At 36.7% G+C, this 17564-nt stretch carries 12 protein-coding genes; 6 read left to right on the forward strand and 6 right to left on the reverse strand.

The window, feature by feature from the left end:
- Positions 1-759 precede the first annotated feature (759 nt).
- Positions 760-1890, reverse strand: a complete 1131-nt coding sequence (locus U736_RS0102800; RefSeq protein WP_015856303.1) for a metallophosphoesterase — start codon at positions 1888-1890, stop codon at positions 760-762.
- A 796-nt stretch (positions 1891-2686) separates the two neighbouring features.
- Here U736_RS0102800 and U736_RS0102810 point away from each other — a divergent pair.
- The 6 genes from U736_RS0102810 to U736_RS11535 all read left to right on the forward strand — a co-directional run bounded on the left by U736_RS0102810 (position 2687) and on the right by U736_RS11535 (position 11242).
- Positions 2687-6307, forward strand: coding sequence for an autotransporter outer membrane beta-barrel domain-containing protein (locus U736_RS0102810; protein WP_026500276.1), 3621 nt, complete (start codon positions 2687-2689; stop codon positions 6305-6307).
- Between the two features lie 681 nt (positions 6308-6988).
- Positions 6989-8596: an autotransporter outer membrane beta-barrel domain-containing protein gene (locus tag U736_RS11515; RefSeq protein ID WP_026500277.1), complete on the forward strand. Its 1608-nt coding sequence runs from the start codon at positions 6989-6991 to the stop codon at positions 8594-8596.
- A 201-nt stretch (positions 8597-8797) separates the two neighbouring features.
- Positions 8798-9073: a hypothetical protein gene (locus U736_RS11520; protein ID WP_143711775.1), complete on the forward strand. Its 276-nt coding sequence runs from the start codon at positions 8798-8800 to the stop codon at positions 9071-9073.
- Positions 9052-10017 carry a hypothetical protein gene (locus U736_RS11525; protein ID WP_155914967.1) on the forward strand — a complete coding sequence of 322 codons (966 nt, stop codon included), beginning with the start codon at positions 9052-9054 and terminating at the stop codon, positions 10015-10017. The genes U736_RS11520 and U736_RS11525 overlap by 22 nt, the downstream gene beginning before the upstream one ends.
- A gap of 25 nt (positions 10018-10042) precedes the next feature.
- A complete protein-coding gene (locus tag U736_RS11530; protein ID WP_143711774.1) occupies positions 10043-10654 on the forward strand; it encodes an autotransporter outer membrane beta-barrel domain-containing protein in 612 nt (203 codons plus the stop codon).
- 123 nt (positions 10655-10777) lie between these two features.
- Positions 10778-11242 carry a hypothetical protein gene (locus U736_RS11535; RefSeq protein ID WP_026500281.1) on the forward strand — a complete coding sequence of 155 codons (465 nt, stop codon included), beginning with the start codon at positions 10778-10780 and terminating at the stop codon, positions 11240-11242.
- Between the two features lie 607 nt (positions 11243-11849).
- On the opposite strand, the gene U736_RS0102845 is transcribed toward U736_RS11535, so the two are convergent.
- The 5 genes from U736_RS0102845 to U736_RS0102865 form a co-directional block, all read right to left on the reverse strand.
- Complete coding sequence (locus U736_RS0102845; protein WP_015856301.1) at positions 11850-12632, reverse strand: ABC transporter ATP-binding protein; 783 nt, start codon at positions 12630-12632, stop codon at positions 11850-11852.
- On the reverse strand, positions 12619-13503 hold the full coding sequence (locus U736_RS0102850) for an ABC transporter ATP-binding protein (RefSeq protein WP_015856300.1): 885 nt from the start codon (positions 13501-13503) through the stop codon (positions 12619-12621). Before U736_RS0102850 ends, U736_RS0102845 begins: the two co-directional genes overlap by 14 nt.
- On the reverse strand, positions 13496-14425 hold the full coding sequence (locus U736_RS0102855) for an ABC transporter permease (protein WP_015856299.1): 930 nt from the start codon (positions 14423-14425) through the stop codon (positions 13496-13498). The genes U736_RS0102850 and U736_RS0102855 overlap by 8 nt, the downstream gene beginning before the upstream one ends.
- Positions 14426-14427: 2 nt before the next feature.
- On the reverse strand, positions 14428-15501 hold the full coding sequence (locus tag U736_RS0102860) for an ABC transporter permease (RefSeq protein ID WP_015856298.1): 1074 nt from the start codon (positions 15499-15501) through the stop codon (positions 14428-14430).
- Between the two features lie 112 nt (positions 15502-15613).
- Positions 15614-17215 carry an ABC transporter substrate-binding protein gene (locus tag U736_RS0102865; protein ID WP_026500283.1) on the reverse strand — a complete coding sequence of 534 codons (1602 nt, stop codon included), beginning with the start codon at positions 17213-17215 and terminating at the stop codon, positions 15614-15616.
- Positions 17216-17564 lie beyond the last annotated feature (349 nt).

Here is a 17564-nt window from a genome sequence, read left to right on the forward strand (position 1 = left end):
TTGCCGCCAAGCCAACTGGGCAAATGGAAAAGGTCCGATAAATCAACACTGCCAATCCATTCTCTGATGCGGCTTGGCAAAGATTTAAAAAAATCTGTCAATTGTGAGATGGTGCCCATAAAACCATCGATAATCCAACTCGCTAAATCTTCCCCTGCTTGTTCCATACTTGCCTTGGCAGCATCAGAGAGCTTTTCGCGGGCAAAAAAACTCTTTCTAAACTGAAACTTCTTAAAATCCCCTTTTTACACTTTTCTCCAAGCAAAGATAAAACTGTCAAGACATGTGAGTGTCATCTAAGGATAATTGCGTGAGACCATAACCAATATAAACAGACTCCAATATTTGTATCGTATTGTATCTATTTACTTATGTATAAAAGAAGAAGATAAAATTGTACAGCATCACAAAACATCAATTGTTTGAAGATTATAAGTAAAAAATTAATCAAAACAAAAAGCTTTCTTGGTAATTCTGGATACTTCCTCGACACCCTCCTCTTCTTTTCAAAGATGAAAGCCTAAAAAGAAAAAATAGAATAACAAACCATTATTCCGCTTTGTATTAAAGCTCTGTTCACATTAAACCATTGTACTTATAGCGCTTAACCTGATATTTTAGTATTTTTGAAAAAAATATGAAAAAGATGTCTGATTTTTCATTCTATTTTTAAGTGACACTTAGACACTCTATCATTGCTCTTCAAGTCCGCGCATATAATACGTTTTTCCCTCATCCTTAAAACAAAGAAAAAAACTATTATAACTGACTGCAACTTGCGGAAAATTGGGTGTCTTTCCCTATAACACCAAGATCTTTAATTAAAAGCGGTTTTCCTATTTCTCCATTATAGGCTTTAACGTGAATGGTCTTTCCCTTCACATCTATGAGGTAATAATCTCCATTAAAAAGCGCACCAGCTGTATAGATAGGGATATTTCCAAAAACCTTATCATTTTTCGCACGGCAATAAGACTGATAATGCGTGTGACCCACGAAGATTGCCTTAACATTATGAGAGGTAATAATTGACTTAAAGACCGACAAATCTTTAGCATTCTTTTTACGAATAAAAAAGGATTCACCATCAATGGAAGCAGCACGCGCATCATGAAAATTAATGATTGTCACTTTACCTCTTGCATCAGCAGCAGCTAAATCGTTCCTAAGCCAATCTAAAGATTTATTGATTTGCACCTGCATAGACTGTCCCATCAAACGAACCGTATAGCTTGGATAATTGTGAAGCTGCACATAGTGAACATCTCCATAATCCCAAGAATAACTCAAGCTTCCCCTTATCAAGCGAATATTTCCACCCGAAATGGGAACCAAACTTTCAGTAACATCTGCATTGAAATGCGATAATTGACTACGATATTTTTTGATTTCCGATACCATTCTTGAAACTGCACTTATAGCACAAGCATCTTTGTAAAAACTAAATTCTTGAGGATTTGTACAATTACCAACATTATTGGCATAATCATGATTCCCTAGACCCTCATAGACAGGCGCTCCAAGATTTTTATAAACATTTTTATAATCATCATAGTTCTTTTGTTGTCCAAACTCCGTCAGATCACCATTGACAATATGGAACGCGGCCTTGTGCGCTTTTATCACACCAGCAACCTGCTCATTTATCTTTAACCATGGCTCTCTGTTTGATATTCCATTGGCATCACCAGAGTTTAAACGCCACGGTTGCGGATCAGCCATAATGATAGCAGTATAATTTTTTGCAAGAGACTTTTCTTTCATAGACCAGCCCATGAATGCATCATGATAAAGCCTCTCGTCCCTTCTTAACTTTTCAGAATCAAGGTTAAAACAACCAGAGAGAGTAAAAGCAATCACGGTGATTACCAATTTAACTTTATATCTCATAAACCTATCACCATAAAAACGTTACATATTTTATTATATTATAAAAAATTCTTCAGAAGCAATTTTTTAGATTTTCTTGTCAAGAGTGTGTCAAAAATTCAAAAGAACGAAAGCAATGATCCTTCAATGAAGGTGCACTTTGATGATATAAAAGCACTGTTGGTTTCAAACCTTCAACTTCAAGCACTTTAATTTATTGAGATTTATGAGCTTGGGCTCTGTCAAATGCCATCGATACATCAACAGATACAAAAAACTAGTTATTTATCAAAACTTATCAAATGTTCGTATACTATTAAAATATCCCCAACAGAAGAAAAAATGTGTTCTGTATGCTAGAGTCGCCAACTCCTTTGGATATCAAGATCAAATACATTAGAATCTTATGATAAATAAGGTAGAAATAATAAAAAGTTCTAGAAACAGTGTTTAAGTATTACAGTCATAACTCACTTTGATAAAATATAAAACTGCATAAGTATCATAAAAAAAATTATTATTACTTTACAAAAAAATAATATAAAATATGTAAGTATTATAATAATATTTAAATTTATATATTATATATTTACATTAAATTTAATTATATAATATAAACAATTATAATAACATTGTGTATTAAATATAAATTCATATAAGGTTAATATCAGTTAATTTTTAATTTTGACAAGAAACCAAAAATATCTTACAAAACTAAAGACAATTATCGAAATTAATAACAACTATCCATTTTCACTTCTTCTTATGAAGTTTTCGGGGGAATGAATATTTTGGGGCTCTCATAAGGAGAATATTGGTGTATAAAACATCCCTTTTATCATGCACGGCTGCAGCCGCTATCATCCTGTTCAACATCCAGTTCAGTGTACATGCTGAAACCCTCGAAGTTTCTGATGGAAAAACAGTACCAGTATCCGATAAAACCTATGAAACTATTCACGCAAAAGATGGCGGAAAAATCATTGGAAAACATTTAACCATTGTTACGAATAAAGATATAAACCAAGACACGAACAAAACCGTCTATGCTGTAACAGCAGAAGGTGCTAACAGTGCAATTGAGTTACTGGAGGGCACAACCATTAAAGGCACTGGTTCTGGTATTTTCTTAGGCCTTGAAGCCAAAGACGGTGCTACACTTCAAATGACTAAGGGAACAATTACATATTCTGGAACGGGTGCCTCCTCATCTGGCATTTTATCTAGCACTGGTGCTTCCTTTTCTGACAGTAAGAGTAAAAAAAACAAGCTGGAAGATGTGGTAATATCAAGTGAAAACGATAACCTTTTACTACCCTTAGGAATAAGTGCTAAAAACAGCACAGTAACCTTGAACAATGTAACCGTTACTCAAGCACTAATAGGCATATTTGCAGAGGATCACTCAACAATAACAGTGTCTGGAGGGTCACTCGATGGGGACACTGATGGGGTATATGCTGGGAACGGCAGTACCATTACTTTAAACAACAATGTTACAGTCGCATCATCTAAGAGTAATGCACTCCATGCAGATGGTATAGAATCCAAGATCACAATGAAAGGAGGAGCTGTCATAGGAGGAAGTTTGAATGGACATGGAGGCGCATTATTTACAGAAAATGGTGGACGTATTGAAATTACGGATGTTACTCTAACAACCAATAACTTCGGAAACGGTGCAAATGCCAATGGCTTTGGAAGCATAATTGAATTAAAAGGCAAAACAAGCATTGAAAAAGTTAGAAACGGACTGAGAGCAGAAAAAGGTGGTAAAATCACCAGCGAAGATTTAACAATAACTGCTTATGAAAACCAAGAATACAGTATTTCTGGTATAATAGCCATTGATCCCAATAGTGAAATTCAATTAAAGGGTCATACAACCATTGAAAAAGTTTCGTACGGTCTTGGAGCCTATAATGGTGGTAAAATTACCAGCGGAGATTTAACAATAGTCGGTGGTAAAGTAATTGATCAAGACCCCGATGAAGCACGATCTGGTGTATGGACGGGGGACTCTGGTAGTGAAATTCAGTTAACGGGCAAAACAACCATTCAAAATTTTGATGAAGGTCTTTACGCTGATAGTGGAAGTAAAATCATTAGCGGAGATTTAACAATAATCGGTGGTGAGTCCGAAGAAGCAACCATTGGTGTAAGCACTTCGGAGCTTAATAGTATAGTTGAATTAAATGGCAAAACAACCATTCAAAATGTTGGTACTGGTCTTCTTGCTATTGAAGGTAGTACAATTAAAACGAGCAATGGCACTGTTGATACTAATTCTGAAGGTCTAGATACCCAATCCGACACTCCTCAAAATGGGAAGAAAAATAAAATAGAAGCAAAAAAAGCTGCACTGGTTGTAATAAATGGCGGACATATTGATCTGACAGATGTTTCTGCCACAGCAGAAGTTGCCGGTTTACAATTCGCAACTTTCTCTGATAATGATCCAAATGGCCCAGATTACCCACAAAAATATCATAGCAATGAGATCAATCTTACCAATGCAGAGATTCATGCTGAAAATGATACTGGAATTCTCGTTGGAGCTTTTGTTGAAAAAAGCATCGAAGATGCGGCAGCCCCATCAATCGGCACAGTCAATCTTAAAAAATCAGAAGTTCATGCTGACGTATTGTTAGGAGATGGTATTTTTTGGGACAAAACGTCATGGAAAGGTAAAAATTCGTGGCATGATAAAGAAATGAAAGCGATCTCCAACGGCACTTTTACATTAAGCGCTGATCAGTCTACTCTAGAAGGCAGAGCTAATATTGCTAAAGACAGAAATGTACACTTTGATCTGAAAAACAATACGCAATGGATCTTAAAAAACAGTGCACATGAAAAAGATGATGATGGCAATCTCCTTGATATTGCTCAAAGATCTCGTTCTGATATTTCCACGCTTCATCTCGATAATAGCTCCATTATTTTTAGCAAACCAACAGAAGAGCATTACCAAACATTGCATATAGGTTCTGGTAAACCAGACAGCACAGCAGTCTACAATGCAACGGGTGATGCAAAGATTTACTTCAACGCAGAATGGAGTGATGGAGCTGCAATAAATGAGCAAAAAACCGATAGACTTTTGATCAATGGGGATGTCTCTGGAACAACATCAGTTTATGTTACGGGGCGCTTAGAAAATGACAATGTCGAAGCAAACACCTCTGCTGCTGCCAATGTCCGTGGTCTTTCACTCATTCAAGTTTCTGGAAAAGCAGAAGAAAGCTCTTTCAAACTTGTAAATGGCTACACCACAAGAGGTGGTTTACCAGATATGTATACACTACGTGCCTATGGACCAGACTCAAGCCAAGGCAAAGCCAATATTGCGCAAAACCTGTTTGATGAAAAGAATGAAAATTTCTGGGATTTCCGTTTGCAACCAGAACTGCTTGGAAATGGTTCTGGCTCGGGTTCGGGTTCAACTCCTGATCCTGAAACAAATATCCCTGCCGTTGCCCCTGTACCACAAACAGCAAGCTATTTGGTCATGCCAAATGCTCTTTTCTACAGTGGATTAACCGATATGGCTAAACAAAACGCGCTCTTAGCCAATATCAGAACATCCGTCTTAGGAAAAGAAGAAGATAAACAAACAGGTTTCTTCCTCTACACTTACGGAAGCACAGGAACTTTATCTTCTGAGCGTGGTCCTCTCAAATATGGTTATGGTGCTGATATTCGCTATGCTGCTCTCCAAGCCGGTGTTACATTGGCAGCAATTGAAGGGCAAAATACCACAACACATCTCGGTCTTGTAGGTACCTATGGGCAGCTGTCGTTTACACCAAAGGACATGTCAGATGCCGGTAAGAACACGCTGGATAAATGGTCACTGACAGCCTATGGTAGTATACAATACAACAATGGTTTCTACATTGATGCACTCTTATCCTACGGTATCCTAAAAGGGCATATCGCCAATGCTCTCAGAGGCAATACCGCAAAGTTGAACGATGCCAAAATGTTGAGTATTTCCACCACTGTTGGCAAAGAATTTGCAACCGGAATGGAAGGTTTAACATTTGAGCCACAAGCACAAGTTGCCTATCAACATTTGATGTTTAACACCATTGAAGATGCTGATAACCTTACCATTGATATGAACAATCCTTCTCAATGGTTGATCCGTGTTAGTGGACGTTTGACCAAAACCATTTCCACTGAAAACAGCCGTCCTATGTCTTTCTATGGAAAAGTAAACTTGATCAAAACTTTTGGTGATGATGGCACCATTCATATTGGTAGAGACTTTGACCTTGATCCTATGGGACCTGCAATTGAAGGCGGCATTGGCATCAATGCACAACTGTCTCACAATTTCTCCCTTCATGGTGATGTAAGCTATCAACAAAAGCTTCAGAAAACTGGTATAAGTGGTGCAAGCTTTTCAGGTGGAATACGCTATCAGTTTTAAGGAAAGACTGTAAAAATAGCCTATCATTCTATTTAACTTAACAAAAGGCAGCACAATATGCTGCCTTTTTTTGTATATTAAAGCCGTCTTTCTCTTTTCAAGGATCTCTCTTCTATTCATGTGAAAAATGCAGCGCAGAACATTCTTCTACGAAACTTATTCAATCAGATACAATAAACATAACAAGAATCCTCAACAAATTTATGCGACACATTCAAGAAGAATGCTACGCTTTGTAAAAACACATCAAGCAGTATTCTTTATCTTAAACAGAAAACGCGTTTTAAATCCAAAATGAGGAAACTTTTTTCATTTTTGCTTATTGCTCCCAACAGCGCTTGCCCTCCCCTTTTTCCTTAATGCGGAAAAAATTGTAACCGATATTATGCGCCTTCAACAAAAATCTACATAAGCTAAAATTCACTTAAAATATTGTTGCTGAATATTAATTTTATATTTATAATAAATATTTAATTACTAAATAATAAGCTAAAAAAAGAATTATTATTTAATAATACATTTTAATTGAATATAAATTATATTATCATATACTTTAATTTGACAGGTAATAATAAACAAAATAGGCTGAATCGGTTATTTTATTGAAAACCATCTATTTTCACTTCTTCTTATAAAGTCGGCGGGAAAATGAATGTTGGGGGCTTTAAAAGGAGTGGATTGATGCCTAAAAAATTTCTTCTATCCTGCACAGCAATTGTGGCAGTTGTACTGTCTGGTATCCATCTTAATGCACAAGCTAAAAATCTTGAAATTTCAGAAAGTAAAAAAGAAGTTTCCAACGAAACCTATGAAATTATTCACGCAAAAAAAGGTAGCCAAATTATCGGCAAGCATTTGACGATAATCGGAAACAAAAAAACAAACACCAATATAAGTACAAATACGCACGCTATAACAGCTGAAGGTTCTAACACTACGATTGAATTACTGGATGGTACAACCATTAAAGGAACTGGTTCTAGCATTTTCTTCGGTCTTGTAGCAAAAGATGGTGCTACACTAAAAATGACTGGGGGAACTATTACAGTTTCCAACACTGGCGCTAAATTCTTGAACAGTAAGAATGCTGAAAACAAGCTAAAAGATATAATAATATCAAGTGGCAAAGGCAAAGCACCACTAAATTTTGCAATAGTTGCAGACAAAGACAGTGAAATCACTTTAGAAAATCTAAAAGTGAGTAAGGCAATGAATAGCGTCGTCGCAAATAATCAGTCTAAGGTCACAATCTCTGGAGGATCATTTGATGCAAAAGGTGCATCAATACATGCTCTAAGCAGCGGCACGATTACTTTAACTAACAATGCTCAAATTACATCATCTGATAACGTTGATCTCTATGCAGAAGGCTCAAAAGCCAAGATCACAATAACGGGAGGAAATATAACAGGAAAAGATGCCGCATTATCTGCAACCAAAGGTGGCCATATTCAAGTCACAGACGTGTCCTTAAAAATAATAAATAGCCCAACTTTCACTGTCAATGCTTACAATTCTGATACCATAATTGAGTTGCTCGGAAATACAACCATTAGCGGTGATGGAGGTGGACTTTTTGCAAAAGATAATGCTATGATCAAAATGACTGGAGGATCCATTAACGCTTCCTATATTGGTGCTAGCTTCAATAATAGTAAGAACGCTGGAAACAAGCTAAAAGATATAATAATATCAAGTGGCAAGGGCAAAGCACCACTATCCGGTGGTGTATTTGCGTACAATGGCAGTCAAGTCACTTTAGAAAATGTAAAAGTGACTAAGGCAATGAATAGCGTTACTGCAAATAATAAATCTGAAATCACGGTATTGGGAGGATCATTTGATGCCACAAAGGCAGCAATATCTGCTTACAATGGCAGTCGCATAACTCTGACCAACAATGTTCAAGCTACATCATCTCATGGCACTGGACTTCATGCAACAGATTCAGAAACCACAATCGAAATGACGGGAGGAAGCGTAATCACAGAAAAAATGGCGTTGGTTGCAGAAAACGGTGGACATATCAAGGTCACGGATGTTGCGTTAACAGCGACGAATGATAAAATCGGAACAGTTGTCGCCGGCGGTCCGAACAGCATGATTGAATTGCATGGGAATACAACAATTAAGAATGCTGTAGTCGGTCTTCATGCACAAAACAGTGAAATGATAAAAATGATCGGAGGGACCATTACAGCTTCTGAAACCGGTGCTGGTTTCTACAATAGTAAGAGCGATGAAAACAAGCTAGAAAATGTGAAAATATCGAGCAGTAACGATAAATAGCCTAAAATCACAGGAATAGGTGCCGACAAGGAAAGTAAAGTCACTTTAGAAAATGTAACAGTTACGCAGGCAAAAAGCGGCATAGCTGCGAATAATCATTCTAAAGTAACGGTTTCTGGAGGATCATTTGAGGGGAAAACCGTAGGAGTATACGCTGGAAACGGTAGTAACATTACTTTAACTAGTAGTAAAAAAGGCAATGTGCAAGTTACATCATCATCATCGAATAGCAAAGGACTCTATACAAATGGTTTACATTCTACCATCACAATGACGGGGGGAACAGTAACCGGAGAATTAGCATTAAATGCAGAAAACGGTGGGCATATTAAGGTCACAGATGTTTCTCTAACAACAACAAATGGCAATGGGGGAGGAGCAGGAGTTGATAGCGCTAATAGTATGATTGAATTATATATGGAAATACAACGATTAAGAATGCTACTGTCGGGCTTTTGGCAAGTAATGATGGCGTAATTAAAATGATAGGGGGAACCATTACGGCTTCTGCAACTGGTGTTGGCTTCGTGAACAGTAAGAGCACCGAAAATAAACTAGAAAATGTAATAATATCAACCGGTAAAGATAAAAATTCAGGCAACGGAATACGTCTAGAGAAAGAAAGTAGACTCACTTTAAAAAATGTAAAAGTGACTCAAACAGGCAACAGCGTAATTGCAAATAATCGTTCTAACATAACAATCTCTGGAGGATCATTTGATTCAAGCTATGCAACAATATGTGCTCAAAACGGCAGCAGCATCACCTTAACGGACAATGCTCAAATTACGTCATATGATGAAGCAGGACTCTATGCAAAAGACTCAAAATCTATCGTTACCGTAACGGGAGGAACAGTACAAGGTAAAACTACTGCATTATCTGCCCAAAATGGTGGACGTATTAAAGCCACGAATGTTACTCTAATAACAGCAGATAGCAACGGATCCGGTGCGGAAAGCCAAGATGTTGGCAGTTTAGTTGAATTATATGGCGATACAACGATTAAAAATGCTGAGATCGGACTTTCTTCAGAAAATGACGGGATGATTAAAATGATCGGAGGAACAGTAATTGCCGAAAATAGTGCATTTGTTGTAAATAATAATGGACATATTGATGTGACAGATGTTTCTGCCACAGCAGAAGATAGAGCTATAGCATTTGAAAAATCCAAGAACAATAAAACATCAGAAATCAATTTAACCAATACAAAACTTCACATTAAAAATGGTACTGGAATTAATGCAAATGAATCAATTGGTAAAGTCAATCTCAAAAATTCAGAAATCCGTGCCAATGTTTTATTAGTAACCGAAGCTTCAACGAAAAAAAATGATTTCACTTTTACACTAAACGCCGATCACTCCATCTTAGACGGCAAAGTGAGCACCGAAAAAAAAATTCAAAACAATCTTTGATTTGCAAAACAATACGAAATGGACATTGAAAACAAGCACAAATAAAAAAAGCCAGAACGAACAACTGCTTGATATTGCTCAAAGAGTACGTTCTGATATTTCTGTCCTTAACATCAATGACAGCTCTATTGTTTTTGAAGAGCCAACAGAAGATCATTATCACACGTTGCACATAGGATCTGGCAGACCAAATACTAAAAAAGTCTACAATGCTACAGGAAAAGCAGAAATTCATTTCAATGTCGAATGGAGTGATAGCGCTGCCGTAAACAAACAAAAAGCTGACCATCTTCTGATTCACGGTGATGTTTCAGGGACTACACTGATTTATATCACTGGACATTTAGAAAAGAACAATATTAAAGCAGACACTTCTGCTCTTACCAGTGTACGTGGTCTTTCACTCATTCAAGTGTCTGGAAAAGTAAATCAAAACTCTTTCAAACTTGCAAATGGCTATATCACAATAAGTGGTTCACCTTATAAATATATACTGAAAGCTTATGGACCAAAATCAAACCACAGTAAAACAAATACTGAACAAAACCTTTTAGGAGAAAATAAAAATTTTTGGGATTTTCGCTTGCAACCAGTACTGCTTGATAGCGACTCAAAAGTAAAAAACATCGTGCCATAAATACAAACTCTTTGATCATGCCCAGTGCTCTCTTGTATGCTGGATTGACCAATATGGCTAAGCAAAGTGCAACTGTTAACCAATATGCGACATTTGTCTTAAGGAAAGAATAAAACAAACGGAATGGCTTTTTCTTATACACCTATGGAAAAACAGGAAGCTTATTTTTTGATAAGTAGTACTTCTAGTAGATATGGTTATAACAGTGCTCATCTTCGTTATGCTGCTCTACAAGGAGCTGTTAACTTTGTCGCGCTAGAAGGGAAAAATATCTACAACACATTTTGCTCTTATAGAAACCTATGGACAACTCTCTTTGCACTCCAAAGAATATGCAAGACAGCAAGTAAGAGCATATTGAATAAATGGTCATTTCACTCACCGCCTATGGCAGTAAACAGCGTGACAGTGGTTTCTATCTTGATACGCTGTTTATCCTATGAAATCCTAAAAGAAGATATCATCAATGCCATCATTGACAAAACTGCAAAATTGAAATCAGCTATTAACAACAGCTTCAAAAAACTGGTATATTCGGAGCAAGTTTTTCAGGTGGAATATACTATCAGTTTTAAATCAAGGCTATAACAACAGACGTATTGTTATCTGTATACACTTTATCAAAAATGGCAACAAAATATGCTACTTTTTTATTTATAAAATCTATTTTTCTTTCAAATAATCTCTTTTTAAGAATAAAAAACAACAAAAATAGTTGAATCATTCTCATGTACCATTGAAAAATTTTCATAACAGCTTCTTCTTTTGCAAAGAATAAAACTTAGCATTTTCTGATAAATAAGAGCTAACATTGTAAAAAAGAATAAACAAATCAAAACAATAAAAATCAAACTATACTCTAAAGAATAAATTTTCCTAGAAAACATAGCATTATTAATCACCTATTATTTTTTACAAGTTTAATGCTCATCTACAATGAAAACTTCTAGACATAAATTTATAATTAACAAATTATACAAAAAAATACATAATGCGCGTTATGAGTCATGCAGATGACTCATAACGTTGTACAACTAATAAAGTGAAAAATATGAGAGCTAAAATTTCTCTCAATAAATTATATCGATAAGATTTCACACTATAAAAAATACAAAAACTCTCTATTACAACAAAGATACTAAATACTTCTCGAAACCTAAAACAGAAAAATGTATTTTCTCTTTTGGAAAATCGATCATACTCTTTGCTCTCTATGGACAATAGGCTCTATACTTGCTTCAAAAAACTCCTTTGTATAATCGTGTTGCGCATGTAGATTACGCAATTCATCATTGCTAAGCTCTTCAAGAATAATCCCTTTATGCATAATTCCAACACGTTCACAAATATGTGCAACAACAGCAAGATCATGGGATACCATCAAATAAGTAAGCTTTTTTCTCGCTCGCAACGATTTCAACAAGTTTAAAATTTCAGCCTGTACCGATACATCCAATGCAGATGTTGGCTCATCAAGCAACAAGACCTCTGGTTCAATAATTAAAGCACGTGCAAGAGCAATACGCTGACGCTGCCCTCCAGACAGCTCATGAGGATAACGATAAAGAAATGAAGAATCTAAACCAACGGAATCTAAAGCATCCTCCACCCGCTCCTTTTGGTTATCCATCCCATGGATTTTGAGAGATTCAGAAAGAACCGTATGGACCATTTTTCTTGGATGAAGTGAAGCATAAGGATCTTGAAAAACCATTTGAATACAGCGTAAAAAATCCTTACTTCTTTTCTTTTCGACTTCTTGTCCAGCAAAAAGGAACTTTCCACTATAATCTGGAATAAGCCCCACCAATGTATTCAAAATTGTTGATTTTCCACATCCGGATTCACCAATCAAACCATAAGCTTCACCACGCTTAATATGAAAATTAACATTTTTAACAACTGTTACTGCCTTATGCCTATGACCAAAAGTTACAGATAAATTAGAAACATCAATAATATTCTCACAATTTGTCATGAGGAACCTCCTCAACACCATTAACAATCGTAGGATTATGTAACCAATCAGGATCACGCTCAGGAACAGCCAAAACATCAACAGGATTATCAAGCCGTGGCAAACTCGCGAGCAATGCCTTCGTATAAGGATGACAAGCGTGAGACAAATCAGAAGCAGGCAACTCTTCTAACACACGGCCTGCATACATCACCAAAATACGATCACAAAAATCAGCAATCATATTCAAATCATGACTAATGAAAATAAGTCCCGTTCCAGATTTTGTCACAAGTTCATCTAATACAGATAAAACTTGTCGTCTGACCGTAATATCAAGTGCAGATGTTGGCTCATCGGCAATAATTAAATCAGGTTTTGGAATGAGCATCATTGCAATCATCACACGCTGCCCCATCCCCCCTGATATTTCATGAGGAAATAGGCGCATCACATGTTCAGGATCACGAATATGAACAGATTCTAACATAGATATAGTCCGTTCCTGCGCTTCAACTTTTGAAACGCGGTAATGAATACGGTAAGCCTCCATAATCTGCTCACCAATCCGTATTAATGGATTAAGTGAATATTTTGGGTCCTGTAAAATCATTGAAATACGCTTCCCGCGGATTTTTCGCATCTGAGGTTCACTTGCGGTCAATAAATCAACATCCTCAAAGCGCATTTTTTTAGCTTTAACAATGGCTGCTCTTGGACTCAACCTTAGTATTGCGCGCCCAGTCATCGATTTTCCAGATCCGGATTCACCAACAATTCCAATTTTTTCTTTTCCAACAGAAAAACTAACGCCACGCACAACTTCTGAAATGCCGCGCGTTGTAGGAAAAGAAATACGTAAATCTTCTACTTCTAATAATTTATTACCCATTGCGTGGATCCAATACATCACGAAGACCATCACCTAAAAGGTTGAAAGCAAGACTTGCAAATAATATTGCACAGCCTGGTATTGCCGCCAACCACCAATTTGTCATCATAAATTCCCGCCCTGAAGAAAGCATCGCACCCCATTCAGGACTTGGAAGTTGAGCTCCCAACCCTAAAAAACCAAGACCAGCAGCCGTTAAAATAATTCCAGACATATCTAAAGTTAATCGTACAATCACTGAAGGAATACACATGGGCGCAACGTGAAACAAAATTATTCTCCAAGCAGAAGCCCCTTGCAAGCGAACGACAGAAACATAATCAGAAGAACGTATTGTCAAAGTCTCAGCACGTGCTAAACGTGCAATTGGAGGCCATGCTGCAATTGAAATTGCAATAGAAGCATTTTCAATCCCTGGTCCCAATGCGGCTGAAAATGCAAGAGCTAAAATCAAACCTGGAAAAGCAAGAAAAATATCGACAATGCGCATGAGCACAGTATCAACCCATCCGCCCATATAACCAGATACAGTTCCAACAATAAGCCCTATTGGACCTACAATAATGGTTGTAAGAAAAACAACATAAAGAGTAATACGGGAACCAAAAACAAGGCGACTAAAAATGTCACGTCCTAATTCATCTGTTCCAAAATAATGCGCCATGGAGGGTGGCTGCAACCGATGCCCTAGATCATTGCTAAGAAAATCATGCGTAGCAATCCAAGGAGCAAAAAATGCACATATGATAATAATACAAATAATAAGCAGACCGAATACAGCCGAAAAGTTATGAAAAAACTTAACCAGTGCGTGATAAATTCTTTGTATGTTCGCCTGAATTATGGAGCTTGGAACAGGGTCGTTTAACCAACCGCCCAAAAAAGATGATGATTGCGATTTATGATGATTACTTACTGTCATATTCAACGTGTCCTCGGATCAAAAATGCGATAAAGCAAATCAGAAAATAAATTAATGGCGACAAAGATAAATCCTACAAGTAAAGTACATCCTACAACTGCATTCATATCTCCAGCTAAAAGAGCATTTGTCAAGTAATGTCCAAAACCAGGCCAAGCAAAAACTGTCTCCGTTAAAACAGCCCCTTCTAATAAAAAAGCATAAGAAAGCGCAACAACGGTAATAACCTGAACCGCAGCATTCTTAAAGGCATGTCCCCATACCGTTCGCGCCCACGATAACCCCTTTACACGTGCAGTAATGATATATTCCTGATTAAGCTGCTCAATCATAAACCCACGAGTCATACGGCTAATATAAGCCATAGCACCGAAAGCTAAGATCAAAGCAGGCATAATAATGTGACTAAAAACATTACCAAAAGCCTCCCATTGTCCTTGGCTTGCAGTATCCCAAAGGAAAAATCCTGTTTTTGGTTCGAAAGAATATTCATAAAGAAAATCAATACGTCCTGGACCACCAACCCAGCCAAGCTTGGCGTAAAATATTAACAAAGCCATTAACCCGAGCCAAAACGTTGGAGTAGAATAACTTACAAGTGTAAAAACACGAACAACATAATCAATAAATGAATCGCGATACATTGCTGCAAAAACACCAAATGGAATTCCAAGACTTGTGCCAATAACAATAGCAACGGTTGCAAGCTCTAATGTTGCAGGAAATACACGCATAATATCAGCTAGAACAGGACGCCCAGAAGTTAAAGCATCTCCAAAGTCAAATAAAAATACATTATGAAGATACTTCCAATATTGAACAATCAACGGCTTATCAAGACCAAGCTTATAATACATTGCATCATAAGCTTCCTGACTGATATTATCACCAAGAATAGACAGAACTGGATCTAGAGGAAGAAGATGACCAAGAAAAAAAGTGATCGTCACCAACCCAAGCAATGTGATAAAAACTGAAATAAGAAGTTTCAATCCTTTGCATAAAAAATCCCATAAAAATAATCTTTTCTGCTTTTCTGATACAGCTCTTTCAGTCTCTGAAAGTGGCAAAACCATTATAAAAATCCCCTCTGTAGCGACAAAACATAAAGCAAATACCTTTTTTTATATAACGAAACAACCTCTTATTAAGCATGTTCTACAATCCTTCTCTATAACATGCTTCTTTTTATTTTTCTGCTTCATTGTAATAAAGTCTATAACTGTTCCAAATCCATTTTTTGACATCAGGTCCCATACCAACGGTATAATATGTCTGAAATAAATAAACCATAGGACCATGCTCTAGCACATAATGCTGTAAAGTACGATATTGCATGATACGCTTATTGGGGTCTTTCTCAAACAAAGCATCCATCACCATGTTATTAATATTTTCATCATAATACCCAGCGCGCCAAGCCAAATACATATTGTGCTTTTTTGTAAATGTTGGATCAGGATTAAACACGTGATTTAATGAGGCAGGATGTCCATCAGGATCGGCACTCCCCCACCCCATAATAGCAGTATCATAATTTCCACCACGTACACGGCTCAACAATTGATTTTGTGCCATTTTTTCAATTGTCAGCTCAACACCAATTTTACGTGCATTGGCTTGAATAGACTGTGCAACAGACGACATATAACTAAGGCTTCCAACTAAAAGATTAGCTTTAAAACCGTTCGGATAACCAGCCTCAGTAATTAACTGTTTTGCTTTTTTCAAATCCAACTTAAAAGGCAGACCTTCTTTTTCATCCAAAGCACCAGGAACACCCAAGGACATATAAGTTGCCCGCGGAATAGCAATCCCCTTCAAAACAGTTTTTCCAAGACCTTCATAATCAACCAAATAACGAAGTGCCAATCTAACCTTTTCGTTTGCAAAAATTGCATTCTTATTATTTAATGATAGATAAATAATCTGGGGGCGCAAAACACGACTAATTTTGACTGGGCCTCCCTTTTTTTCAAGATCTAAAATATCCTCTGAAGAAAGATCACGCGCTATATCCACATCACCTTTTTCCAAAAGAAGTCTTTGACTTGATGAATCTGCTACGTGCTGCACAACAATCTTCTTAATTTTAGGCACATCGCCCCAATAATGCTGTGTAGCCTCTAATACAACTTTATCTCCTGGAGACCAGCTCACCAATTTATAAGGTCCAACACAAGCCGAATGTGTCGCTAAATATTTATTCCCCATATCACCGTTAATACTCTGCGCTTCAATTGTTTTCCGATCAAGCAAAGCAGAAGCATAAGACTGTCCAATAACAGTCAATATGAGCTGAATAGGATAGGGTTTATCTAATTTTAATTGCAAAGTCTTATCATCAAGAGCTTGAATATTTGTTTCAACATTGTTTTTAGTAAATCCATAATCCATTAAAGATTGGGCATAGCTCAATCCTAATTTAATAATCCGCCGCATCGACCATACCAAATCTTGCGCCGTTGCTGTTCTTCCATCATTAAACTTTAAATCATCACGAAGATGAAAAACTATTCTTTTGCCATTATCTAAAACATCCCAAGATTTTGCCATAGCAGGGCGAATTTTTGTAGGATCATGCTCATCATATTGCACTAACGCGCTACAAATATTCGTCAATAACTCACTCGTCACAACTTCAACAGTTTGCGCTGGGTCAAAACTACTCATTGAATCAATATTCCATGCCATCACCAATATATCTTTAGATGAAGCACTAAACGCTGATGTTATAGCCCCATTTAAAAAAGCTGTTATCCCTAATAAAACAGAAAATTTTTTCAACATTTTTTTCCCATTTTTTCCTATTATATTCTTATACCTTTTCACACATAGCTGTTGTAATTTTGCTCTTTCATCTTTTAAACAGCATAGTATCAAACATCAACTTTATTTAATCAAACTAAGCATCTATAAAATAATTCTCTCATACATCAATCTATATTCGGGATGCAGAGAATCTGTAGCCACAAACAAAGATCTTCTCCAATATAACTTTCTATATTCATCCCTCCTTAATAAACGACCTCCATCATATACAGCACAAACATCCATCACAGTTTCATCCTTTAAAAAACTGAAGAACTTTTATGTGAAAGAATATTTTCATCATGCAATTATGATCAAGCTATTTTTA

The sequence above is a fragment of the Bartonella grahamii ATCC 700132 genome (assembly GCF_000518085.1).
GTDB lineage: Bacteria > Pseudomonadota > Alphaproteobacteria > Rhizobiales > Rhizobiaceae > Bartonella > Bartonella grahamii.

Bases quoted from the DNA above. Each gene is read 5' to 3' on its own strand.
- U736_RS0102800 (WP_015856303.1), bottom strand. From the start codon at position 1,890: ATGAGATATAAAGTTAAATTGGTAATCACCGTGATTGCTTTTACTCTC.
- U736_RS11515 (WP_026500277.1), top strand. From the start codon at position 6,989: ATGCCTAAAAAATTTCTTCTATCCTGCACAGCAATTGTGGCAGTTGTA.
- U736_RS11535 (WP_026500281.1), top strand. From the start codon at position 10,778: ATGGCTTTTTCTTATACACCTATGGAAAAACAGGAAGCTTATTTTTTG.
- U736_RS0102845 (WP_015856301.1), bottom strand. From the start codon at position 12,632: ATGACAAATTGTGAGAATATTATTGATGTTTCTAATTTATCTGTAACT.
- U736_RS0102850 (WP_015856300.1), bottom strand. From the start codon at position 13,503: ATGGGTAATAAATTATTAGAAGTAGAAGATTTACGTATTTCTTTTCCT.
- U736_RS0102855 (WP_015856299.1), bottom strand. From the start codon at position 14,425: ATGACAGTAAGTAATCATCATAAATCGCAATCATCATCTTTTTTGGGC.
- U736_RS0102860 (WP_015856298.1), bottom strand. From the start codon at position 15,501: ATGGTTTTGCCACTTTCAGAGACTGAAAGAGCTGTATCAGAAAAGCAG.
- U736_RS0102865 (WP_026500283.1), bottom strand. From the start codon at position 17,215: ATGTTGAAAAAATTTTCTGTTTTATTAGGGATAACAGCTTTTTTAAAT.